Origin of the sequence: Clostridium cochlearium (assembly GCF_900187165.1) — a bacterium.
In the GTDB taxonomy this organism is placed as follows: Bacteria; Bacillota; Clostridia; order Clostridiales; family Clostridiaceae; genus Clostridium_G; species Clostridium_G cochlearium.
In genome coordinates this window covers 1329149-1348181 of the sequence record NZ_LT906477.1, presented here as the reverse complement: position 1 = coordinate 1348181, position 19033 = coordinate 1329149, and the positions used below count along the sequence as shown (strand labels likewise).

Genomic DNA, 19033 nt, shown 5'->3' with positions numbered 1-19033 from the left:
AACTAATAATGAACAATGAATAATTTAGGTGGATTTTCTTCCTTAAGTCAGAAAATCTTTAATTTTATTTGTAGGAGGAAAAATATGATTCACATAGAAAAAGTAATATTTTATGTATTAATAATAATAATAAATTTAAATTTAATAGGTTGCAATAGAAATAATACTGAGGAAAAGGCTTTAGATAAGAACTATTCTGAGGTTATTATATTAGAGAAAAAAGAAGATAATAACATATCCATTTATAATGCAGAAAAAGATATGTTAAAAGAAGTGGACAAAATTCCATTGACTTCAGAAATTGTTTATAATAACGCAGAAAAAAAATATGTTTATCTTCATCATGATAAGGATGATATAAAGAAAAATTATATAGATATTTTAAGCAATAAAGGACATAAAAAAGTAGACAATTTTTATTTTGCTAAAGATTTAAAAATGTCTCCAAAAGGCAGTAAATTAGCATATAGAAGTTTCGAACATGCATCTATAGATACTGCAAGGGGTATGAAAATTATAAATACAGATAATGGTAAAGAAATAAAATTTAAAAGTTCTACTATAGTGTCAGGAAATTTATATAATTGGGTAGAAGATGATATTATATTATATTATGGAATACTAGAAAAAGAAGATAGTAGGGAATTAGGTATATTTAAATATGATTTTAAAGAGGAAAAAGAAGAACTTTATATAAAAGATATAGAGGGATTCTGTACTTATTTTTATCCCATAGAAGATAAATTACTTATATTGTCAACATTAGGTGATAAAACTAATTTATATTTAAAAGGAAGACAAGGGGAAGAATTTATAAGTGATAATCTTGAAAATATATATAGATCTATTTATGATAAGGAAAACAAGAAAATCTATTTAATTGCTTCAGAAAAATATATTAATATACCTTCAATATATGAAATAGATTTAGAAGATAATTCTTTAGAAAAGATAAACTATGATTTTCCAAAGGAAGTAGATGTGTATGGAGGGTTAAAATTAGATTCTAATGGGTTACTTTATTATTGTGGAATAAGTGAAGAATATGGAAAAAATGACGTGTATGTTTTTAATACTAAAGATAGGTCAAATTCTATAGTAACTATTTATTCATCAGAGTATAATATATCAGGAAAATAAAAGTGCCTTAAAAAATAATCCAAAAATTATTTTTTAAGGCACTTTTTTAGTGATTATAAAAAATATATTTGGATATAATCATTAAAAATATATTTTGAAAGGTAATAGAGTATATGAGTGAAATAAAATATAATTTTATTGTAAATCAAGAAGCTGTTGATAAAATACCACTTAATATTTCAGAAAAGTACTTTATTTTTCCATATGATATAGACAATGAATTTATTTATATCATGTGTAGTAAAAAACTTTTAACCTATGAAGAGGAAGAAATAAAATTCATATCTGGAAGGGAATTAAAAACATATATAGAGGATTCAAATTATATAAAACATTGTATAAATAAGTTTTATTATAAAAAAGAAGCAATGTATATAACCAAGATATTAAAGGAGAACAAAAATGAATATATTCAAAACGCTGATAAATCGTTGAAAGATGAAGATTCCCCAGGAGTTAAAATGTTAAATTATTTTCTAAAAGAAGCCATATCTAAGAGAGCTAGTGATATACACATAGAACCCTTTGAAGACAAAGCTGTAGTTAGATTTAGAATAGATGGGGCGTTGCATGAATTTTGGAACTTATCACAACAATTATATAGGCAAATAAAAGGAAGGGTTAAAATACTTTCTAATATGGACATAGCAGAGAAAAAATATCCTCAAGATGGGAAATTTAAATTTAATTTTTATAAAAAAGATATAGATATAAGGGTATCTACTATGCCCACATTATATGATGAAAAACTAGTGTTAAGAATACTATATAAATCTCAGGAATTAATAAAATTAAAGGATTTAGGGTTTTATGGAGAAGCTTTTTATGAAATTAAGAAAATATCTAAGTACTCTAGCGGCATGATTTTGGTTACAGGACCTACAGGAAGTGGTAAAACCACTACATTGTACTCCATAATAAATGAGATGGATAAGAAACACAGAAATATTATAACCATAGAAGAACCTGTTGAGTACAGTATGTATGGAGTAAATCAAATTAATATAAGAGAAAAAATAGGTATGACTTTTAGCAATGTACTAAAATATGTCCTAAGGCAGGATCCCGATGTAATAATGATTGGAGAAATAAGAGATAAGGATACGGCTCAAATGGCCATAAGAGCCTCTTTAACAGGCCATTTAGTATTGGCATCTTTACATACAAAAGATCCATTGTCTTCCATTATAAGGCTAATGGATATGGAAGTGCCAGATTATCTTCTAATGGAGTCGCTAAATGCAATAATATCTCAAAGACTTGTAAGAAAATTATGTCCTTTTTGTAGGGAAAAGTTTTTCTATAAGGCTATGAGTAGTGAAATTTACAAAAAGGTTGGATGTGAAAAATGCAATTATACAGGATATTTAGGAAGAGTATTAATTTATGAAAGAGTTATTTTAGATAAATACATAAAGGAAATGATTCTAAAAGGTTGTAGTATGGATAGGATTAGAAAATATACCTTAGAAAAGAATAAAACTAATTTGGAAGAAAGTGCTTTGGATTTAGTAAGAAAAGGGAAAACTTCTATAGAAGAATTAGAAAAGCTTAACTTCTAAGGGAGATGATTTAAATGTTTTTTTATAAAGCCAAAAATTTAAAGGGAAAATATATTAATGGAATATACAGAGGAAAAGAACTTAAAAAATTAAGAAAAGAATTAAGAGAAAAAAACTTTTATTTAATATATAAAAAAGATATACACGTATTAGAGCCTCTGGAAAATAACAGATTAAATCTAAAAGAAAGATGGTTATTTTGCAAGCAGTTGAAATTACTTATAGCATCAGGTATAAAAGTAACAGAAGCACTGGGAATAACTAAAGATTTCTTTAAGAGAAAAAGCATAAAAAACAGCATAGAAGAAATAAGGAAAAAAGTTTATTTAGGAGAAAGTATAAGTGAAGCTATGATGGAATTTAAAGATATATATCCAAACTTCCTTATAAATATGATAAAGATTGGAGAAGATAATGGAAATTTAACAGAAGTTTTAGACAAATTAGAGCTATATTATGAAAATCAATGGGATATAAGTAATAAAATAAAAGAAATAATTATTTATCCAATGTTTTTAGTTGTATTTTCTATAATTATGTGTATGTTTTTATCTGGATTTATATTGCCGCAATTTGAGAGTATATTAAGAGAATTTAATGAGACAGTACCAGCTTTTACTAAATTTATTTTTAACTTATTTACATTTTTAAAAGGAAATAAAATTATAATATTATTTTGTTTAACTACTAGTGCAACCATATTTTTACATAAGGTAAAGAAGAATTCTGTAAATATAAAATATGGCATACTAAGAAGAACTCCATTTTTGAAAGACATATATTACAAATTACAAATGTATAAAATTTTAATGTGCTTATGGATGAGCTTAAAGTGCGGATTAAATATAGATAAGGCTCTAGAAGAAACTTGTTTAATCGTAGAAGACAATAAAATTGTAAAAGATTTAAATAAAATTAAATTTAAAATAACACAAGGAACATCTATTTTTGAAGCTTTCCAGCAATGTTTAAGTAATTTAATGAGCCAGGACATAATTATTTTGATAAAAACCGGAGAGGAAAGTGGAAATTTAGAAAATATATTAAAAGACATATGTAATATGACAAAAAGAGAAATTATTATAAAGATAAATTCTATGGTGAAATTAATAGAGCCTGTAATTATTATCTTAATTTCTATACATATAGGTATTGTAATAATAGCATTATTTTTACCTATATTAGGAATTATGGATGGAATAACAAATATATGATTAAAAAGGAGATGAACTATATGAAGAGTTTGTTTAGAGAAAAAAATAAGGGATTTACATTAGTAGAATTATTGGTAGTTATGACTATAATTCTTATATTAATTGGATTTATGGTTCCTAAAATAGGAGGATATAGAACAAAGGCTAATAAATTAAAAGCTGAAAACTGTGCTAAACAAATTTATACTGCAGCTATGTGTAGTTATGGAGAAACTAATGGTAAGTTTAATGGGGATAATTTAAAAGAAACTATAAAGTTACTGTTAGGAGAAAATACAGAAGAGAATATAATAGTGGGAAATGTAAGTGATGATGAAGCTATAGTAACTTTTACAATAGATGATAAAGAGTACTCTATGAATATTAATAAAGATGATTATATATTAGGAGATAAATAATCATATATGTTGTTCAATAAAAGAAAATCAGGATTTACTTTGATAGAGCTTATTGTTGTTATGGGTATTATTAGTATAGTTGTTATTAATACAAACAGAAAAGAATTTTCCAGCTTAATAAACAACATAGATTATAAAATGTGCAACAATGAAATAACAAATTTTATAAATATTTCAAAACAGCATTCTAGGGAAGGTATGAGTTTGGGAAATATATATTTTAGCAAAAGCAATAATAGCTTAATTTTATATTCAAATTCTAAAATTATAAGACAGTATAATTTACCAAAGGGATTCAAAATAAGGAATATAAATGCACAAAACAATAGAATATACATAAATTCTAAGGGGCTTATTCAAGATGCATGTACATTTAGTTATGAAGATAGGAAAGGAAAAACACATGAAATTAGTATATGTGTAGGTACTGGTCATGTTCAGGTCAAGTAAAAAAGGTTTTAGTCTAATAGATGTTTTATGTGCTATTACTGTATTTTTAATACTTACTACTTTAGCATTAAGCATATTTAGTAAAAGTATAAAGGTGAAAAAATATAACAATTATTATAAAGAATCTATATATTTTATAGAAGCAATTAAAAATACATTGATTTACTATAGTACCTTAGAGGAAATAAATAAAATTAAAGAGAGAGCTCCTATAGTTATAGCTAGAAAGGATATGAATATGGATAATGTGAAGAATAAGAGTTTTTTAAAAACTAGTGGGAATTCTAATTTAAATTATCCTTATGTGGTTTTAAACATTGAAGAAAAGGAAGATAGCTTTTTAATAAGTATAAAAAATTACTTTAATAATAACAAAGAAATAAGTATGACCTTTTATAGGGGAAAAGAAAGATGAAAAAAGGCTTTACTTTAATAGAAACTATTATAGCGGTGTCTCTAAGTTTTTTAATTTTGCTATGGGGAATAAAAGCTTTAGGTATTTATACAAGAATTTATAAAAATACTGGTTATAGATATTTACAAGAATTTTATACAAATGAAGCCTTTATCTTTATAGAGGAAAAGATAAAAGAGGCAGAACAATCTGAAATTTATATAGACAATAAAGGTGAAAAAAGTATTAAATTAACATTTCACGGAGAGAACAATTATATAAGAAAAAAGGAAGATAAACTTGTAATATCCTATTATAAAATCAATTCACCATATAATAATAACATAACATTAGATTTAGAAGAATTTAAATTAGAACAAGTTGATAATTTAGTTTATGTGACTATAAAAAATAAAGGAGGAAAGGGCTATACTAGATGTTTTTATTTAAAAGAAAAAAAGGCTATATAGTTTTGTATGCTTTAATATTCGGACTTATACTTGTTACTATTTCAACATATTTATTTTCATTAGAAGCTATGAGATTATCAAACAATAATTATGAGATGAAAATTTTAATAAAAAGTGAAAGGAGTGATTAAATGTTTAAAAAGCATAATTTTGTAGAGATAAATGATGAGGAAATACTAGTAACTACTTTTTCTAAAATTGATACTTTAAAAAAAGTAATAAATTTTAAAAGTTCTATTAAAGATCAAGATATTTATAAAGCTTTTAAGGACAAAAAATTATGTGTAGATTTAAAAAATAAGAATATACACTTTTTAATAAAGGGTAAAAAAGTATTTATAAAAATGCTAACGATACCTAAGGTACATAAAAAATATTTAAATGAGATTATAAAGGGAGAATTAGATTTTTACTTTAAAAATATTGAAAATTTGGTATATTGCTATAATACTTTCAAGGAAGAAAAAGATACATTAGAAATAGTCGTTTTTTGTTCAAATTTAAAAGAAATGAATGTATTCAATAAAATAAAAGAAAAAAATAATATAGAGGGAATATGGTTTTTACAATTTTATTTTTTAGAATATTTTAATGAGAAAATAGATGAGAATGATTTTATTCTAGCATCTATATATGAAAAAGATCTTTATTTACTGGCTTGTAAAAATAAAAAGTTGGTTTATAACAATGTAGTAAATAATTATAAAAATAATTTTAAAGAAGAGCTAAATAAATTTCTATATAAATGTAAAGAGATAGAAAAAGAAGATTATAGAGTTTTATATTTAGTTAATTTTAATAATATGAAAGTTATAAGAGAAATGGAGAAGAATTTTAAAATTACAAATTTAGGATCTTTGGAAATACAGGATCTAATAAAAAAGTTTAGTTAAGGAAGATTGATATGAAAGAATTTAATTTTATTCCCCAGGAATATTTACATGAAAAGAATTCAAAAATAGATAAAGTACTAAGTAATATAATTAAAATTTTATTTGCTTTTATAATTTTAGCCATGTTTTTATTAAATAAAAATGGTGAAAAATTAAATCTTTTAAAAAGAGAAGAAATAAATTTAAAAAGCAAGATAACTTTTGAAAAATATGAATTAGAAGAAAATACATTTTATTTGTGGGATTACTATATAAATAGCTTAAAAAATCATATAGGTCTAGAAGAAGTTCAAATAAATAAAGATAATTTAATATTAAAAGGTATAGGAGATTTTAAAAGCTATGAAAATCTTTTAAAAGTATTGCAAGATAACAAAAATATAAGGTTATTAGAATTTAGATCCCCCAATGAAGAAAATAAATTTGAATATACTATAACAATAGAGGTAATAAAAAATGAAAAATAGAAAAGTTGTATTGTTAATTGTTACTTTAATAGGCATATTATTTGCAACAATATATTTAAATTTAAATATATTTAGAGAAAAAAAGGCTATGCAAAATAGCAATGCTCAATTAGAAAAAATTATAGAAAAGAAAAATGTCAATCATACATTAGACTATAATAAAATTATAGAAAAATTTAAAAGTAATGATTTTATTATAAAGAGTTTTGAAAAAAATAAAGAAGAAGAGATGATTTTTGATATAATATACAAAGGAAATAGCAAAAATTTAAGGGATACATTTGAAAATATAAGAAATAGCGGATACAAATATGAAATTATAAATATAAATATGAACTTAAAAGAAAATAAAGGAGAAAGCTTTATAAAATTTAAAATACATCCATAATTGTTCATTATTCATTATTAGCTGTTCATTAACTAAAGGGGGTGGTTAATATTCTTATATTTTTAATAGGAATGCCAGCAGCAGGAAAGTCTACCATAGGAAAAGAGCTTAGTAAAATAGTAAAATATGATTTTATAGACACAGACTGTGAAATAGAAAGAAAAGAGAAAAAATCTATTAAGAATATTTTTAAAGAAAAAGGAGAAGGTTACTTTAGAAAACTAGAGAAAGATTTATTAAAAGATATAATAAAATCTGATAAAAAAGTAGTTGCTACAGGAGGAGGACTTCCCATATATTCTAGCAATATGGATATATTAAATAAAGAGGGAATTACTATTTTTTTAGATGTACCCTTTGAAGAACTTTTAAGAAGAAATAAAAAAAATAATAAGAGACCTTTATTAGATAAAGAAAATAAATATGATAGATTAAAAGAAATATATAATTCTAGAATTCATATATATAATAAATGCAAAATTAAAGTAGAAAATTATAATATATCTGTCTATGAATTATGTATTAAGATATTAAAAGAAGTAAACAATTTTTAAACTTATTAGATGTAAAGTAAATTTGCAAATGGCCTTAGATTCTGATAAAATATCATTGTTAAGTAAATGGTTATTTGCCATATTTACTCCATGGGAAGTTAAGTTTTACTTGATTGGAGATGTATAGTAATTTTGAATAAATTAAGTATATTAGTAATAAATGGACCTAACTTAAATTTACTTGGAACTAGAGAAACAAATATATATGGGGCTATTACATTGGAAGATATGAACTCAATTATAACAGAAAATTTTGATGAGAACTTAGTTAAGATAGATTTTTATCAGAGCAATATAGAGGGAGAAATAGTTTCTAAAATAGGTAATTCTCCAAAAAAGTATAACGGAATAGTGATAAATCCTGCAGCGTATTCACATTACAGTATAGCTATATTAGATGCCATAAGGAGCATTGATATACCTGTAATAGAAGTACACATTTCTAATATCTATAAAAGAGAAGAATATAGAAAAAAAAGTGTTACAGGGGAAGGCTGTATCGGTGTCATTAGTGGATTTGGATACTATGGTTATATTATGGCTATTAACTACCTTTTAAAAAATATAAAGTAGGTGAATCTATCTATGTATTTAAATAGATTAAAAGAATTAAGAAAAAAAATGCAAGATAATTCAATGGATGGAGTTTTACTGGTAGGTGATAGTAATAGAAATTATATTACTGGATTTACAGGAGAGGAAAGTTTTGCATTAATTACAGGAGAAAAAGCTATATTTATTACGGATTCAAGATATGTATCTCAAGCTAAAGCCGAAGTTAAACATTTTGAGATTATGGAATACAGAATAGGCATACATGAATTTGTAGCAAATTTAGCTGAAAAGTTGTGCGTAAAAACACTTGGATTTGAAGAAAATATAATAACTTATGGAGATTATAAAAAATATAGTGAGAAATTCAAAGGCGAATTAAAGCCATTGAATGGAATGGTAGAGGAATTAAGAATTGTAAAAGATGAATTTGAGGTTAAATGCATTAAAAAAGCAGCAAGTATTGCTGATAAAGCCTTTGAAAAGATATTAGAAGTAGTTAAGCCTAATATTACAGAGAAGGATTTATCTTTAGAATTAGAATATCTTATGAAGAAAATGGGTGCTAGTGATTTATCTTTTGACACCATAGTAGCATCAGGAAAAAGATCTTCGTTGCCACATGGAAGAGCTAGTGCTAAGGTTATCGAAGAAGGAGATTTTATAACTTTTGATTTTGGATGTATTTACAATGGGTATTGTTCAGATATGACTAGAACAATAGCAGTTGGAAGTATTTCAGAAGAAATGAAAAAGGTATACGATGTAGTTTTAACTGCACAAAAAATGGCTATAGAAAAAATAAAGCCTGGTGTAGTAGCTTCAGATGTAGATAAATGTGCAAGAAATTATATAACTAAAATGGGATATGGAAGATATTTTGGTCATGGTCTTGGTCATGGTGTTGGAAGAGATATTCATGAAGAACCAAGATTAAGTCCAAAAGGAAATAAGATATTAAATCCTGGAATGATAGTAACAGATGAACCAGGCATATATATAGAAAATTCCTTTGGTGTAAGAATAGAGGATTTAATTCTTGTTACAGAAGATGGTTGTGAAATAATAAGTAAATCCCCTAAAGATTTAATTATTATTTAAAAAAATAAATGGTATTAACTTACCTATTTAGGTTATAATATATAATGAATTTTATAAGTTTTGGAGGGATACATAAAAATGATATCAGCAGGAGATTTAAGAAAAGGAAATACTTTTGAATTAGATGGACAAGTTTATACAGTTGTGGATTTTTTACATGTTAAACCTGGGAAAGGTGCAGCATTTGTAAGAACAAAACTAAGAAATGTTTTAAATGGTGGGGTTACAGAAACTACTTTTAACCCAACAGAAAAATTCCAAGAAGCTGTTATAGAAAGAAAAGAAATGCAATATCTATATACAGATGGTCAATTATATTACTTCATGGATCAAGAAACTTTTGAACAAATTCCATTGAACTTTGAACAAGTTGAAGGTGCAATAAAGTTTTTAAAAGAAAATATGTTTGCTATAATAAAATTCTATAAAGGAGAAGCTTTCTCTGTAGAAGCACCAAATTTTGTTGAATTACAAATTACTCATACAGAACCAGGTGCAAAAGGAAATACTGCTACAAATGTTATGAAACCAGCAACAGTAGAAACTGGAGCAGTAGTTCAAGTTCCTTTATTTATAAATGAAGGTGACTTTATAAGAATAGATACAAGAACAGGGGAATATATGGAAAGAGTTTAGGCAATAATATAAATAAACTTTAAAGTGATAAAGACATACATAAAGTAAATGTATGTCTTTATTATTAAATAAAAATAATGGAGGATGATCAAATGTGTTCTATTAAATCAAGGGTAGCTTATTTAAGCGGATTAATTGACGGACTAGAAATTGAAAAGGAAAGCAAAGAAGGAAAAATAATAAGAGAAATAGTCAATATTCTAGAAGACATAGGAGAAGAATTTGAGGATATTGAAGAGGCACATAGGGAAATTCAGGAATATGTAGATGCTTTGGATGAGGATTTATCTATGATAGAAGATGAAATATACGATGAAGATGATGATGACTTTGATGAAGATGATATAGAAAATTTTATAAATTTAAAATGCCCAAATTGTGATGAAACATTATACATAGATTCTGAAATAATTCATAATAAAGATAAAATAGTTTGCCCAAATTGTCGTAAGGATATTGATATTGATGTAGAGTGTAATTGCGATTGTTGTGAATAATTAAAATCCAAAAATAAAAAGAGAACTGATAAAAATGAGGGCACTGAAAAAGTGCCCTCGATAAAAATCAGTTCTCTTTTTATTTTTTAGTCATATTTTACCTATTTTATAAATAACTTTTATATAAGAAAGGAGGTATAGGATGATAGAGAAAAAAGAAATTTTAGAAATATTACCGAGAGAAATAAAAAACCAATTAAATGCATTTAACTTTAAGAATATTCAAGAAATAAGGATTAGAGCTGAAAAGCCAATAATAGTCAAAGAAGGTTCTAATGAGGTGATAACAAACTATATGGCCACATTAGAAGATATTTCTAGTATTGTTAAAAGGATGAGTAGCTATTCTATATATGCCTATGATGATGAAATTAAACAAGGATATATAACTATTAAAGGAGGGCATAGGGTAGGCATATGTGGTAAATGTGTGCTGGATGGTGAAAAAGTTAAAACTATTAAATATCCTGCATCATTAAATATAAGAATATGTAGAGAGGTAGAAGGATGTTCTAATAAAATACTACCATATGTTTTAAAAAGTTCTATGGTGGAAAATACTATAATAATTTCCCCTCCTAATTGTGGCAAGACTACACTTTTAAGGGATATTGCAAAAAATTTATCTAATGGAATAAAAAAACTTAATTTAAGAGGGATGAAGGTATGCGTAATAGATGAAAGAAGTGAAATAGCTTCTTGTGTTAATGGAGTACCTCAATTAAACATAGGACTTAGAACAGATGTATTAGATAGTTGTCCTAAAAGTCAAGGCATAATGATGGCTATAAGAAGTATGTCTCCAGAGGTAATTGTATGTGATGAAATAGGGAGTAGGGAAGATATAGAAAGTATAATAAAGGCTATGAATTCAGGGGTAAAGCTTATTACTACAGTACATGGATATGATGTTGAAGACATATATGAGAGAGAAGTTTTTAAAGAAGCAATAGAAAATAAAGTATTTCAAAAGGCTATAGTCTTAAGTGGTAGAAAAGGAGTTGGCACAGTTGAGTACATATATAGTTTTGAAGAGAAAAATATAATATATAAGGATTAAAATGTATTATAAATTACTAGGAGCTTTATTGACTATAGTTTCTTCTACAGCTATAGGTTTTTTGTACAGTAATAAGTTTAAAAAAAGAGTTCATCAGCTTAAAAATATAGAGAACTCTGTATATGAAATTAAAAATGAAATTCTATATACCTATACTCCATTACCAGAGATATTTTATAAGACATCACAAAAAAGTTCTTTTCCCATAAATGAATTATTTGAATCTATAAGTAATTCACTTAAAACCAATGAAGTAAATAGTGTTTATGAAGCTTTTATTAAGGGCTTTCAAGGAATTAAAGAGAAAATGGATTTAAAAAAGGAGGATATAGATATAATTTTGAACTTGGCTAAAACCTTTGGTGAGTCAGATGTACAAGGACATATAAATATAATTTCTTTAACATTAGAGGAATTAAAAAAACAAATTGATGAAGGGGAAGTAGCCATGAAAAAAATATTAAAATGTACAGGTACTTAGGGTTTACTATAGGCATGATGATAGTTATTACTCTGTTCTAAGGGGGAGAAAAATGTTAGATATAAATCTTATTTTTAAAATAGGTGCTGTAAGTATATTGATAATTATATTAGATAAAATATTAAAAACTAGTGGATACGATGATTATGCAGTTATCACAAATCTTGCAGGTATTGTAATTATACTTATGATGGTAATAAATTTGATAAATAAATTATTTAACGCTGTAAGAACAATGTTTTGGCTTTAGGAGGAAAACATGGACATTGTAAAGGTTGTGGCTTTTGCTTTTGGAGCACTATTTATTACTTTAGTAGCTAGAGAAAGTAAAAGAGAAGATTTAGCTGTACACATAAGTATATGTGCAGGAATACTTATTTTTCTATTTATGATGGACAAGATAACTGCCATAATAAATTTTTTACAAAAATTATCTCTAAAAGCCAATATAGACTTTGTATATTTAACTACGGTATTTAAAATATTAGGTATTGCATATTTAGCATCTTTTTGTAGTGAAATATGTAAAGATGCAGGGCAAGGAAGCATTGCTGCAAAAGTAGAGTTTGCAGGAAAAATACTTATATTATTACTTGCAATACCTATACTAATGGCGGTGTTACAGTCAATTTTTAAAATAATGTAAGGAGAGAAAGATGAGAAAATGGAAATTTATTATTTTAATTGTACTGCTCTTTACGATAATTTTTAATTCTAATGTAAAAGCCTCTATAGATGAAATTTCAGATATTAAAGAAAGTAAAGAAATAGAGGAACTTTATGATTATATAAGCAATATGAAAAGTGAATATGAAATATTAAATGATATGAATGTTAAAAAATATATAGAGAACTCAATGAAAACAGGTGAAGGGGACCTATCTATAAAGAAAATAGGAAAAACACTTATAGGATTTTTATTTAAAGAGCTGGCAACGTCTATAAAACTTATGTCGGTTATAGTAATAATAGCTATTATATGCAGTTTAATAACCAATTTAGAAATGGCTTTTAGCAATGAGAGTCTATCTAATATTGCATATTTTGCTTGTTATTCTCTTTTAATTGTAATAATGGCAAGAAGTTTTTATTTAGGGGTTGATTTAGCTAGGGTTACCATAGAAAGAATGTCTAATTTCATGTTAATTCTGGTGCCAGTTTTAGTTATGCTTTTATTTAGTGTAGGTGGAGTAGCAGAGGCTGCTGTAATGGATCCAGTTGTTATAATATCTATAAATTTAGCATCTAAAATATTTGCTAAAATATTAATACCTTTAATTTCAATGGTATTTGTATTGCAATTTGTAAATAATATTACAGAAGAATATAAAATAGATAAACTAACTAAATTATTAAATCAAATTGCTCTATGGGGACAAGGGATATTAATGACTGTATTTATAGGAATTATGACTATAAGGGGAATAACATCTAAAACTTTAGATCAAGTAGTTGCAAAAACTGCAAAATATGCTGTAGATAATTTTATACCTATAGTAGGTAAATGCCTATCTGATGCAGTATCTACAGTTGCAGGTTATTCTGTACTTTTAAAGGATGCTATAAGTGGATTAGGATTGGTTATGTTAATAGTAATGGTTAGTTTCCCGACTATAAAACTTTTGATAAATGCATTTGTATATAAACTAACGGCAGCTTTAATAGAACCTATTGGAGATAAAAGATTAGTGAATTCTATTAGCTCTGCAGGGGATTCTCTTGTTTTGATAAGTTCCTGTGTAATATGCGTATCCATAATGTTTTTTATAATGATATCTATTATAGCAGCAGCAGGCAAGATGGCCATAGGGGGATGATCATATGTTTCTAAAGGAGTTAAGGCATTGGATTATAAATATAGCTACAGTGGTTTTGTTCATAACAGCAGTGGAAATGCTATTGCCCAATAATAATTTAAAAAAATATTCAAAGTTTGTTATGGGACTAATTTTAATGGTAACTTTAATTAATCCTCTAATAAAATTAGTAGATAAAGATTTTAATATAAATAGATATTATAATGAATTTTCTAAAGGAATAAATAATGAAGAATCAAAGGAAAGTTTTTTTCAATATAAAAAAAAGAATATAGAAATGACTAAAGAAAATTTTAATAAAAATTTGCAGCAGCTAGTAGATGAGAAGTTGAAAAATAAGTTCCCAAAGGGAAAGTTTAAAGTGGACACGAAGATACAATTTGATGAAAAGGATAATAATTTTATTATAGAGAATATAAAAGTTGATTTTAAAGATAAAAGAGTAAGAAAGATAAAAAAAGTTCAAGTAAGTACAAAGGAAAATGAAAATGTGTCAGAAGAAGATGAACTGTCAAGGGATATAAAAAATTACTTAAGTGAAGAATTGGGACTATCAAAAGATATAATTTTAGTGAATAAAATGTGAGGAGGGGCAATATGAATTTAAAAAAACTATTAGAGAAAATAAAGAAAGATTTTGAAATGAGGGGATCTAAAAATATAAAAGCAAATCTACTTATAGTTTTTTTAATAGGGGTTTTAATACTTATTACTTCCAGTTTTTTTAAAAGTAGTAGTACTATGGTAAAAGAAAAATCAGAAGATAATGAAGAAATTCAAGAAGTTCAGGAAGGAACGTCTACAAAAGAGATTAATAGACATAAGGAAAAACAGTTAGAAGCAGAATTAAAACAAATACTAGAAAAAACTGAAGGCATAGGAAATGTGGACGTTATGCTATATTTTGCAGAAGGTGAGGAACAAGTGCCAGCCTTTAATATAAATGATTCTACTAATTTAACAGAAGAAACAGATAATGAAGGGGGCAGAAGAAAAACTACTCAAAAGAATAATGGAAACACAGTGGTTACAACTAATAAAGGGGATAGAACAGAACCTTTGATAATAAAAACTAAAAAACCTGAAATAACTGGTGTTTTAATAGTAGCAGAAGGAGCTGAAAATAAGCTAACAGAGTATAGAATAAAAAAGGCAGTTATAAATTTATTTAATATACCAGATAATAAGGTGAATGTATATCCTATGAAAAAATAGTATATATTTTAAATTAAAAGCATATAATTTTGTAGAAGAATAGATAGGGGGAATTTTTATGAATAAAAAGCAAGCTGTAATCATTACAACTTTATTGGCGCTTATAGTTTGTATGGGACTTTTGGCAACTTGGCTTAATAATCCACTTTATGTACAAGAAGGTGGAGATAAACCTGCAATAAGTTTTAAAAATGTTGGCAATAAGAAAAAAGAAGTAGAGACTGGTAATTATTTTGCAGAAGCTAAATTAGTAAGAGATAATAAGCACAATAGCACATTACAAAATTTCAAGAGTATAATGGAAGATAAGAACATATCCCAAGAACAAAGGGACAAAACCGCTGACAAATACGCTTCTTTAGCATTAGCGGTAAGTCAGGAAAATAAGGTTGAGTTAACACTGCAGGCTAAAGGCTATGAAGATGCAGTTTGTCTTATAGGAGATAATAAAGCTAATGTAGTGGTAAAGTCTAAAGATAAGTTAACAGACAAGCAATTAAAAGAAATTCAAAGTGTAGTTGTAAATGAATGTAAAATAAAAGATGTTGAAATTCATACAAAGGAATAGTTAGATTAATTGTAAAAGAAAATTGTATTTGATATAATGTAAGATATAGAAAAACCTTTTACTAGTGTAGAAGACGATGAACTAGGGGGTAGAAAATATGGATAAAAGTACAAAAAAAGATGTGGATATGGGTATAGTAAAAATATCAGATGAAGTGGTAGGTGTAATAGCAGGTCTTGCAACTACAGAAATTGAAGGAATTGCTGGTATGAGTGCAGGTCCTGTGGAAGGAATAACTCAAATTTTAACAGGAAAGAAAAACCTATCAAAGGGAGTTAAGGTAACAGTTGGAGAAAATAGTGCAACTATAGATTTATATTTAGTAGTAGAGTATGGTATAAATATTCCACAAGTTGCATTAAAAGTTCAAGAAAATGTTAAAAAAGCAGTAGAATCTATGACAGGTTTAAATGTATCAGGAATAAATATTCATGTTCAAAATGTAATTATTCCAAAATTACAACAAAATTCTATAGAAGAAGATGAAGAGTAAAAAACCACCCTCTGATTTTCAGGGGGTGTTTCCATTTTGTAAATAAATTAGTATAATGTTAAAGTGAAACTTAGTTTAGGAAGAAAAAATAGGAGGAAAGCTATGAAAAGAAAAAAATCTAGAGAAATGACAATGCAGTTATTATTTGAAATGATAATAAAAAAGGAAAATTATATGGAAATAATAAATACTCTAAAGGAAGCTTCAGAAGATGAAGAGGATATAAATGGTATTTTAGGAGAGAAAAAAGAAATAGATAAAGAAAGAATAGATTTAGATGAAGTAGACTTAGAATATTTAATACATACATTAAAAGGTGTGCAAGAAAATATTGAAGTCTTAGATGAGAATATAGAAAAATATTTAAAAAACTGGAGTTTAAATAGATTAGCTAAAGTTGATTTAGCTATATTAAGACTTTGTTCATATGAAATTCTATTTAGCAATGAAGTACCAAACAATGTAGCAATAAATGAGGCAGTAGAATTGGCTAAAAAATATGGAGATGATAAATCACCAGCATTTATAAATGCTATTTTAGATAAAATTGCTAAACAAATTTAATTTAATAGGAGGCATTAGTAATGGCAGTAGCTATAGATGGAAAAAGAGTTTCAGAACAATTGAGAAAAGAATTAAAAAAATTTGTTGAGAAAAGATTAGAAAAAGGTTTAAATTCACCTTGTGTGGCAAGTATATTAATAGGTAATGATAAGGGCTCTCTTTTTTATATAAAAAATCAAAAAAAAATATGCAAAGAAATAGGAATAGAGTTTAAAAATATAGTTTTAGATGAAAGTATAGAAGAAGATAAGATCATAGAGATAATAGAAAACTTAAATAAAGATGAGAATGTAAATGGAATTATACTTCAAATGCCACTTCCAGATACATTAGACGAAGAAAAAATAGTAAACAAGATATGTCCTTCTAAAGATATAGATGGATTAACAGACGTAAACGCAGGAAAGTTTTATAAAGGAGAGAAATGCTTTATACCTTGTACAGCCCAAGGGGTACTAGAGATAATAAAAAGTACAAAAGAGACTATAACAGGAAAAAAGGCAGTAGTTTTAGGTAGAAGCGTTATAGTAGGAAAACCTGTAGCACAACTTTTAGTAAATGAAGATGCTACAGTAACTATTTGTCATTCAAAAACAAAAGACATAAAATCTATATGTAAAGATGCTGATATAATCGTATCTGCTATGGGTATACCTAAATTTATTAAAGAGGACTTTATTAAAGAAGGAGCTATGTTAATAGATGTAGGATTTTCAGTATTAGAAGGTAAAATGGTAGGAGATATAGATTATGATAATGTGTTTGAAAAAGCTGGTTTTATAACGCCAGTTCCAGGAGGTGTAGGTTCTGTAACACCAACTATGCTTATAAAAAATTTATGTGAGGTTTTTAAATAATGTATATAAAAATTCTTTCTGTATCGGATATAAATAATTACATAAAAAACACCATGGATAATGATTTTATATTAAATAATGCGTCCATAAAAGGAGAAATATCTAACTTTAAGATTCACTCCTCTGGACATATTTATTTTTCTATGAAGGATCAGTGGAGTAAAATAAACTGTGTAATGTTTAGAAGTGCAGCAAAGGGGTTAAAATTCTTACCAGAGAATGGAATGAAGGTTATTGGTAAGGGCAGAATTTCTACATATGTAAAGGATGGAGCGTATCAACTTTATTGCGATAAATTAGAGTTAGAAGGTCTAGGGGAATTGTACATAGCTTTTGAAAAACTAAAAAGTAAATTGGAAAAAGAGGGACTTTTTAAAGAAGAGTATAAAAAGCCCTTACCTAAATATGCTAAAAAGATAGGAGTAATAACTTCTCAAACAGGAGCGGCTATAAGAGATATAATAAATGTAGCCACTAGAAGAAATAAAAATTGTGAGATACTAATTTATCCTTCATTGGTTCAAGGGACTAATGCCAGTGCTGACATAATTAAAGGAATTAAGGAATTAAATAAAATAAAGGATTTAGATGTTATAATTTTAGCTCGTGGAGGAGGCTCTATAGAAGAATTATGGGCCTTTAATGATGAAGAATTAGCAAGAGAAGTATTTAATTCTAAAATACCCATAATTACAGGGGTAGGGCATGAAACGGATTTTACTATAGTGGATTTTGTAAGTGACAAAAGAGCGCCCACTCCATCTGCTGCAGCAGAAATAGCTATAAAGGATTTACAGGAGTTAAATAGTAATTTGGAAAACTACAGAAACACATTAAATTACTATATTTTAAATAATTTAAAAGAAAAGTATAACAAATTAGATAGGCTTAAACTTTCGCTAGAGGGAAATAGCCCGGAGAGAATTATAATAAATGAATATAATAAAATTGACTTTATCATAAACAAACTAAATTCACATATAAAAACAGAGCTAGATAAAAGAAAAGAAGAATTATCCAAAATGTCAATTTTACTTTCATCTAATAATCCTTTGAATATATTAAACAAAGGCTATTCCGTTATTCAAGATGAAAAAGGAAAGGTTATAAGTAGTATTAAAGTGTTGGATAAAAAGAAAAAAGTCACCATTAACTTAAAAGACGGAAAGAAAGAATATAGAATTCAATGAATAAGTAACAATGAATAAGTAACAATAATTATTCATTGTTCATTATTAGTTATTCATTAAGAAAAGGGGGTG

General features: G+C 26.3%; 27 protein-coding genes. All 27 read left to right on the top strand.

The features are described from left to right. Positions 1–84: 84 nt before the first annotated feature. The 27 genes from CKV72_RS06640 (at position 85) to xseA (ending at position 18961) form a co-directional block, all read left to right on the top strand. Positions 85–1140, top strand: coding sequence for a hypothetical protein (locus CKV72_RS06640; RefSeq protein WP_095177820.1), 1056 nt, complete (start codon positions 85–87; stop codon positions 1138–1140). 113 nt (positions 1141–1253) lie between these two features. Next, positions 1254–2702 (top strand): GspE/PulE family protein, encoded by a 1449-nt coding sequence (locus CKV72_RS06635; RefSeq protein ID WP_095177819.1) that lies wholly within the window; start codon positions 1254–1256, stop codon positions 2700–2702. 14 nt (positions 2703–2716) lie between these two features. Further along, positions 2717–3916, top strand: a complete 1200-nt coding sequence (locus CKV72_RS06630) for a type II secretion system F family protein (RefSeq protein ID WP_089864931.1) — start codon at positions 2717–2719, stop codon at positions 3914–3916. Between the two features lie 20 nt (positions 3917–3936). Continuing rightward, positions 3937–4314, top strand: coding sequence for a type II secretion system protein (locus tag CKV72_RS06625; RefSeq protein WP_157726551.1), 378 nt, complete (start codon positions 3937–3939; stop codon positions 4312–4314). A 6-nt stretch (positions 4315–4320) separates the two neighbouring features. Continuing rightward, positions 4321–4764, top strand: coding sequence for a type II secretion system protein (locus CKV72_RS06620; RefSeq protein ID WP_089864937.1), 444 nt, complete (start codon positions 4321–4323; stop codon positions 4762–4764). Further along, positions 4748–5179: a type II secretion system protein gene (locus tag CKV72_RS06615; protein ID WP_089864939.1), complete on the top strand. Its 432-nt coding sequence runs from the start codon at positions 4748–4750 to the stop codon at positions 5177–5179. The genes CKV72_RS06620 and CKV72_RS06615 overlap by 17 nt, the downstream gene beginning before the upstream one ends. Further along, complete coding sequence (locus CKV72_RS06610; RefSeq protein WP_095177818.1) at positions 5176–5628, top strand: hypothetical protein; 453 nt, start codon at positions 5176–5178, stop codon at positions 5626–5628. The genes CKV72_RS06615 and CKV72_RS06610 overlap by 4 nt, the downstream gene beginning before the upstream one ends. Before the next feature lie 131 nt (positions 5629–5759). Beyond that, positions 5760–6521, top strand: coding sequence for a hypothetical protein (locus CKV72_RS06605; RefSeq protein WP_095177817.1), 762 nt, complete (start codon positions 5760–5762; stop codon positions 6519–6521). A gap of 11 nt (positions 6522–6532) precedes the next feature. Then, positions 6533–6988: a hypothetical protein gene (locus CKV72_RS06600; protein ID WP_095177816.1), complete on the top strand. Its 456-nt coding sequence runs from the start codon at positions 6533–6535 to the stop codon at positions 6986–6988. Next, positions 6978–7376, top strand: a complete 399-nt coding sequence (locus CKV72_RS06595) for a hypothetical protein (protein ID WP_095177815.1) — start codon at positions 6978–6980, stop codon at positions 7374–7376. Before CKV72_RS06600 ends, CKV72_RS06595 begins: the two co-directional genes overlap by 11 nt. A 71-nt stretch (positions 7377–7447) precedes the next feature. After that, a complete protein-coding gene (locus tag CKV72_RS06590; protein ID WP_089864953.1) occupies positions 7448–7930 on the top strand; it encodes a shikimate kinase in 483 nt (160 codons plus the stop codon). Between the two features lie 132 nt (positions 7931–8062). Beyond that, positions 8063–8503 (top strand): type II 3-dehydroquinate dehydratase, encoded by a 441-nt coding sequence (gene aroQ, locus CKV72_RS06585; protein ID WP_095177814.1) that lies wholly within the window; start codon positions 8063–8065, stop codon positions 8501–8503. Between the two features lie 12 nt (positions 8504–8515). Further along, on the top strand, positions 8516–9583 hold the full coding sequence (locus CKV72_RS06580; RefSeq protein WP_095177813.1) for a M24 family metallopeptidase: 1068 nt from the start codon (positions 8516–8518) through the stop codon (positions 9581–9583). A gap of 78 nt (positions 9584–9661) precedes the next feature. After that, positions 9662–10219, top strand: coding sequence for an elongation factor P (gene efp / locus CKV72_RS06575; protein WP_089864962.1), 558 nt, complete (start codon positions 9662–9664; stop codon positions 10217–10219). 92 nt (positions 10220–10311) lie between these two features. Further along, complete coding sequence (locus tag CKV72_RS06570) at positions 10312–10716, top strand: CD1247 N-terminal domain-containing protein (RefSeq protein WP_089864965.1); 405 nt, start codon at positions 10312–10314, stop codon at positions 10714–10716. 142 nt (positions 10717–10858) lie between these two features. Continuing rightward, the gene (spoIIIAA, locus tag CKV72_RS06565) at positions 10859–11776 is read left to right on the top strand and encodes a stage III sporulation protein AA (protein WP_089864968.1); all 918 of its coding nucleotides are present in this window, start codon (positions 10859–10861) and stop codon (positions 11774–11776) included. Between the two features lies 1 nt (position 11777). After that, positions 11778–12257, top strand: coding sequence for a stage III sporulation protein SpoIIIAB (gene spoIIIAB / locus CKV72_RS06560; protein WP_242955713.1), 480 nt, complete (start codon positions 11778–11780; stop codon positions 12255–12257). Between the two features lie 52 nt (positions 12258–12309). Then, entirely contained in the window at positions 12310–12507 is a 198-nt protein-coding gene (gene spoIIIAC / locus CKV72_RS06555) for a stage III sporulation protein AC (protein WP_023438505.1), read from the top strand. A gap of 9 nt (positions 12508–12516) precedes the next feature. Then, positions 12517–12903: a stage III sporulation protein AD gene (gene spoIIIAD, locus CKV72_RS06550; RefSeq protein WP_089864976.1), complete on the top strand. Its 387-nt coding sequence runs from the start codon at positions 12517–12519 to the stop codon at positions 12901–12903. Between the two features lie 10 nt (positions 12904–12913). Further along, positions 12914–14074 carry a stage III sporulation protein AE gene (gene spoIIIAE, locus CKV72_RS06545; RefSeq protein ID WP_089864979.1) on the top strand — a complete coding sequence of 387 codons (1161 nt, stop codon included), beginning with the start codon at positions 12914–12916 and terminating at the stop codon, positions 14072–14074. A gap of 4 nt (positions 14075–14078) precedes the next feature. Then, the gene (spoIIIAF, locus tag CKV72_RS06540; RefSeq protein WP_089864982.1) at positions 14079–14660 is read left to right on the top strand and encodes a stage III sporulation protein AF; all 582 of its coding nucleotides are present in this window, start codon (positions 14079–14081) and stop codon (positions 14658–14660) included. 11 nt (positions 14661–14671) lie between these two features. After that, a complete protein-coding gene (gene spoIIIAG, locus CKV72_RS06535) occupies positions 14672–15289 on the top strand; it encodes a stage III sporulation protein AG (RefSeq protein WP_095177812.1) in 618 nt (205 codons plus the stop codon). Positions 15290–15347: 58 nt separating this feature from the next. Beyond that, complete coding sequence (locus tag CKV72_RS06530) at positions 15348–15857, top strand: SpoIIIAH-like family protein (protein ID WP_089864989.1); 510 nt, start codon at positions 15348–15350, stop codon at positions 15855–15857. A gap of 97 nt (positions 15858–15954) precedes the next feature. Further along, entirely contained in the window at positions 15955–16350 is a 396-nt protein-coding gene (locus CKV72_RS06525; protein ID WP_095177811.1) for an Asp23/Gls24 family envelope stress response protein, read from the top strand. Between the two features lie 102 nt (positions 16351–16452). After that, on the top strand, positions 16453–16914 hold the full coding sequence (gene nusB, locus CKV72_RS06520) for a transcription antitermination factor NusB (protein WP_095177810.1): 462 nt from the start codon (positions 16453–16455) through the stop codon (positions 16912–16914). A gap of 20 nt (positions 16915–16934) precedes the next feature. Beyond that, entirely contained in the window at positions 16935–17771 is an 837-nt protein-coding gene (locus CKV72_RS06515) for a tetrahydrofolate dehydrogenase/cyclohydrolase catalytic domain-containing protein (protein WP_095177809.1), read from the top strand. Further along, a complete protein-coding gene (gene xseA, locus CKV72_RS06510; RefSeq protein WP_089865000.1) occupies positions 17771–18961 on the top strand; it encodes an exodeoxyribonuclease VII large subunit in 1191 nt (396 codons plus the stop codon). Before CKV72_RS06515 ends, xseA begins: the two co-directional genes overlap by 1 nt. Positions 18962–19033 lie beyond the last annotated feature (72 nt).

Coding starts and splice junctions, on each gene's coding strand:
- spoIIIAC (WP_023438505.1), top strand. CDS start 12,310: ATGTTAGATATAAATCTTATTTTTAAAATAGGTGCTGTAAGTATATTG.
- CKV72_RS06580 (WP_095177813.1), top strand. CDS start 8,516: ATGTATTTAAATAGATTAAAAGAATTAAGAAAAAAAATGCAAGATAAT.
- CKV72_RS06615 (WP_089864939.1), top strand. CDS start 4,748: ATGTTCAGGTCAAGTAAAAAAGGTTTTAGTCTAATAGATGTTTTATGT.
- CKV72_RS06640 (WP_095177820.1), top strand. CDS start 85: ATGATTCACATAGAAAAAGTAATATTTTATGTATTAATAATAATAATA.
- CKV72_RS06595 (WP_095177815.1), top strand. CDS start 6,978: ATGAAAAATAGAAAAGTTGTATTGTTAATTGTTACTTTAATAGGCATA.
- CKV72_RS06625 (WP_157726551.1), top strand. CDS start 3,937: ATGAAGAGTTTGTTTAGAGAAAAAAATAAGGGATTTACATTAGTAGAA.
- CKV72_RS06620 (WP_089864937.1), top strand. CDS start 4,321: ATGTTGTTCAATAAAAGAAAATCAGGATTTACTTTGATAGAGCTTATT.
- CKV72_RS06525 (WP_095177811.1), top strand. CDS start 15,955: ATGGATAAAAGTACAAAAAAAGATGTGGATATGGGTATAGTAAAAATA.
- efp (WP_089864962.1), top strand. CDS start 9,662: ATGATATCAGCAGGAGATTTAAGAAAAGGAAATACTTTTGAATTAGAT.
- xseA (WP_089865000.1), top strand. CDS start 17,771: ATGTATATAAAAATTCTTTCTGTATCGGATATAAATAATTACATAAAA.
- spoIIIAE (WP_089864979.1), top strand. CDS start 12,914: ATGAGAAAATGGAAATTTATTATTTTAATTGTACTGCTCTTTACGATA.
- CKV72_RS06610 (WP_095177818.1), top strand. CDS start 5,176: ATGAAAAAAGGCTTTACTTTAATAGAAACTATTATAGCGGTGTCTCTA.
- CKV72_RS06515 (WP_095177809.1), top strand. CDS start 16,935: ATGGCAGTAGCTATAGATGGAAAAAGAGTTTCAGAACAATTGAGAAAA.
- nusB (WP_095177810.1), top strand. CDS start 16,453: ATGAAAAGAAAAAAATCTAGAGAAATGACAATGCAGTTATTATTTGAA.
- spoIIIAB (WP_242955713.1), top strand. CDS start 11,778: ATGTATTATAAATTACTAGGAGCTTTATTGACTATAGTTTCTTCTACA.
- spoIIIAA (WP_089864968.1), top strand. CDS start 10,859: ATGATAGAGAAAAAAGAAATTTTAGAAATATTACCGAGAGAAATAAAA.
- CKV72_RS06570 (WP_089864965.1), top strand. CDS start 10,312: ATGTGTTCTATTAAATCAAGGGTAGCTTATTTAAGCGGATTAATTGAC.
- spoIIIAF (WP_089864982.1), top strand. CDS start 14,079: ATGTTTCTAAAGGAGTTAAGGCATTGGATTATAAATATAGCTACAGTG.
- CKV72_RS06605 (WP_095177817.1), top strand. CDS start 5,760: ATGTTTAAAAAGCATAATTTTGTAGAGATAAATGATGAGGAAATACTA.
- CKV72_RS06635 (WP_095177819.1), top strand. CDS start 1,254: ATGAGTGAAATAAAATATAATTTTATTGTAAATCAAGAAGCTGTTGAT.
- spoIIIAD (WP_089864976.1), top strand. CDS start 12,517: ATGGACATTGTAAAGGTTGTGGCTTTTGCTTTTGGAGCACTATTTATT.
- CKV72_RS06590 (WP_089864953.1), top strand. CDS start 7,448: ATGCCAGCAGCAGGAAAGTCTACCATAGGAAAAGAGCTTAGTAAAATA.
- CKV72_RS06630 (WP_089864931.1), top strand. CDS start 2,717: ATGTTTTTTTATAAAGCCAAAAATTTAAAGGGAAAATATATTAATGGA.
- CKV72_RS06530 (WP_089864989.1), top strand. CDS start 15,348: ATGAATAAAAAGCAAGCTGTAATCATTACAACTTTATTGGCGCTTATA.
- spoIIIAG (WP_095177812.1), top strand. CDS start 14,672: ATGAATTTAAAAAAACTATTAGAGAAAATAAAGAAAGATTTTGAAATG.
- CKV72_RS06600 (WP_095177816.1), top strand. CDS start 6,533: ATGAAAGAATTTAATTTTATTCCCCAGGAATATTTACATGAAAAGAAT.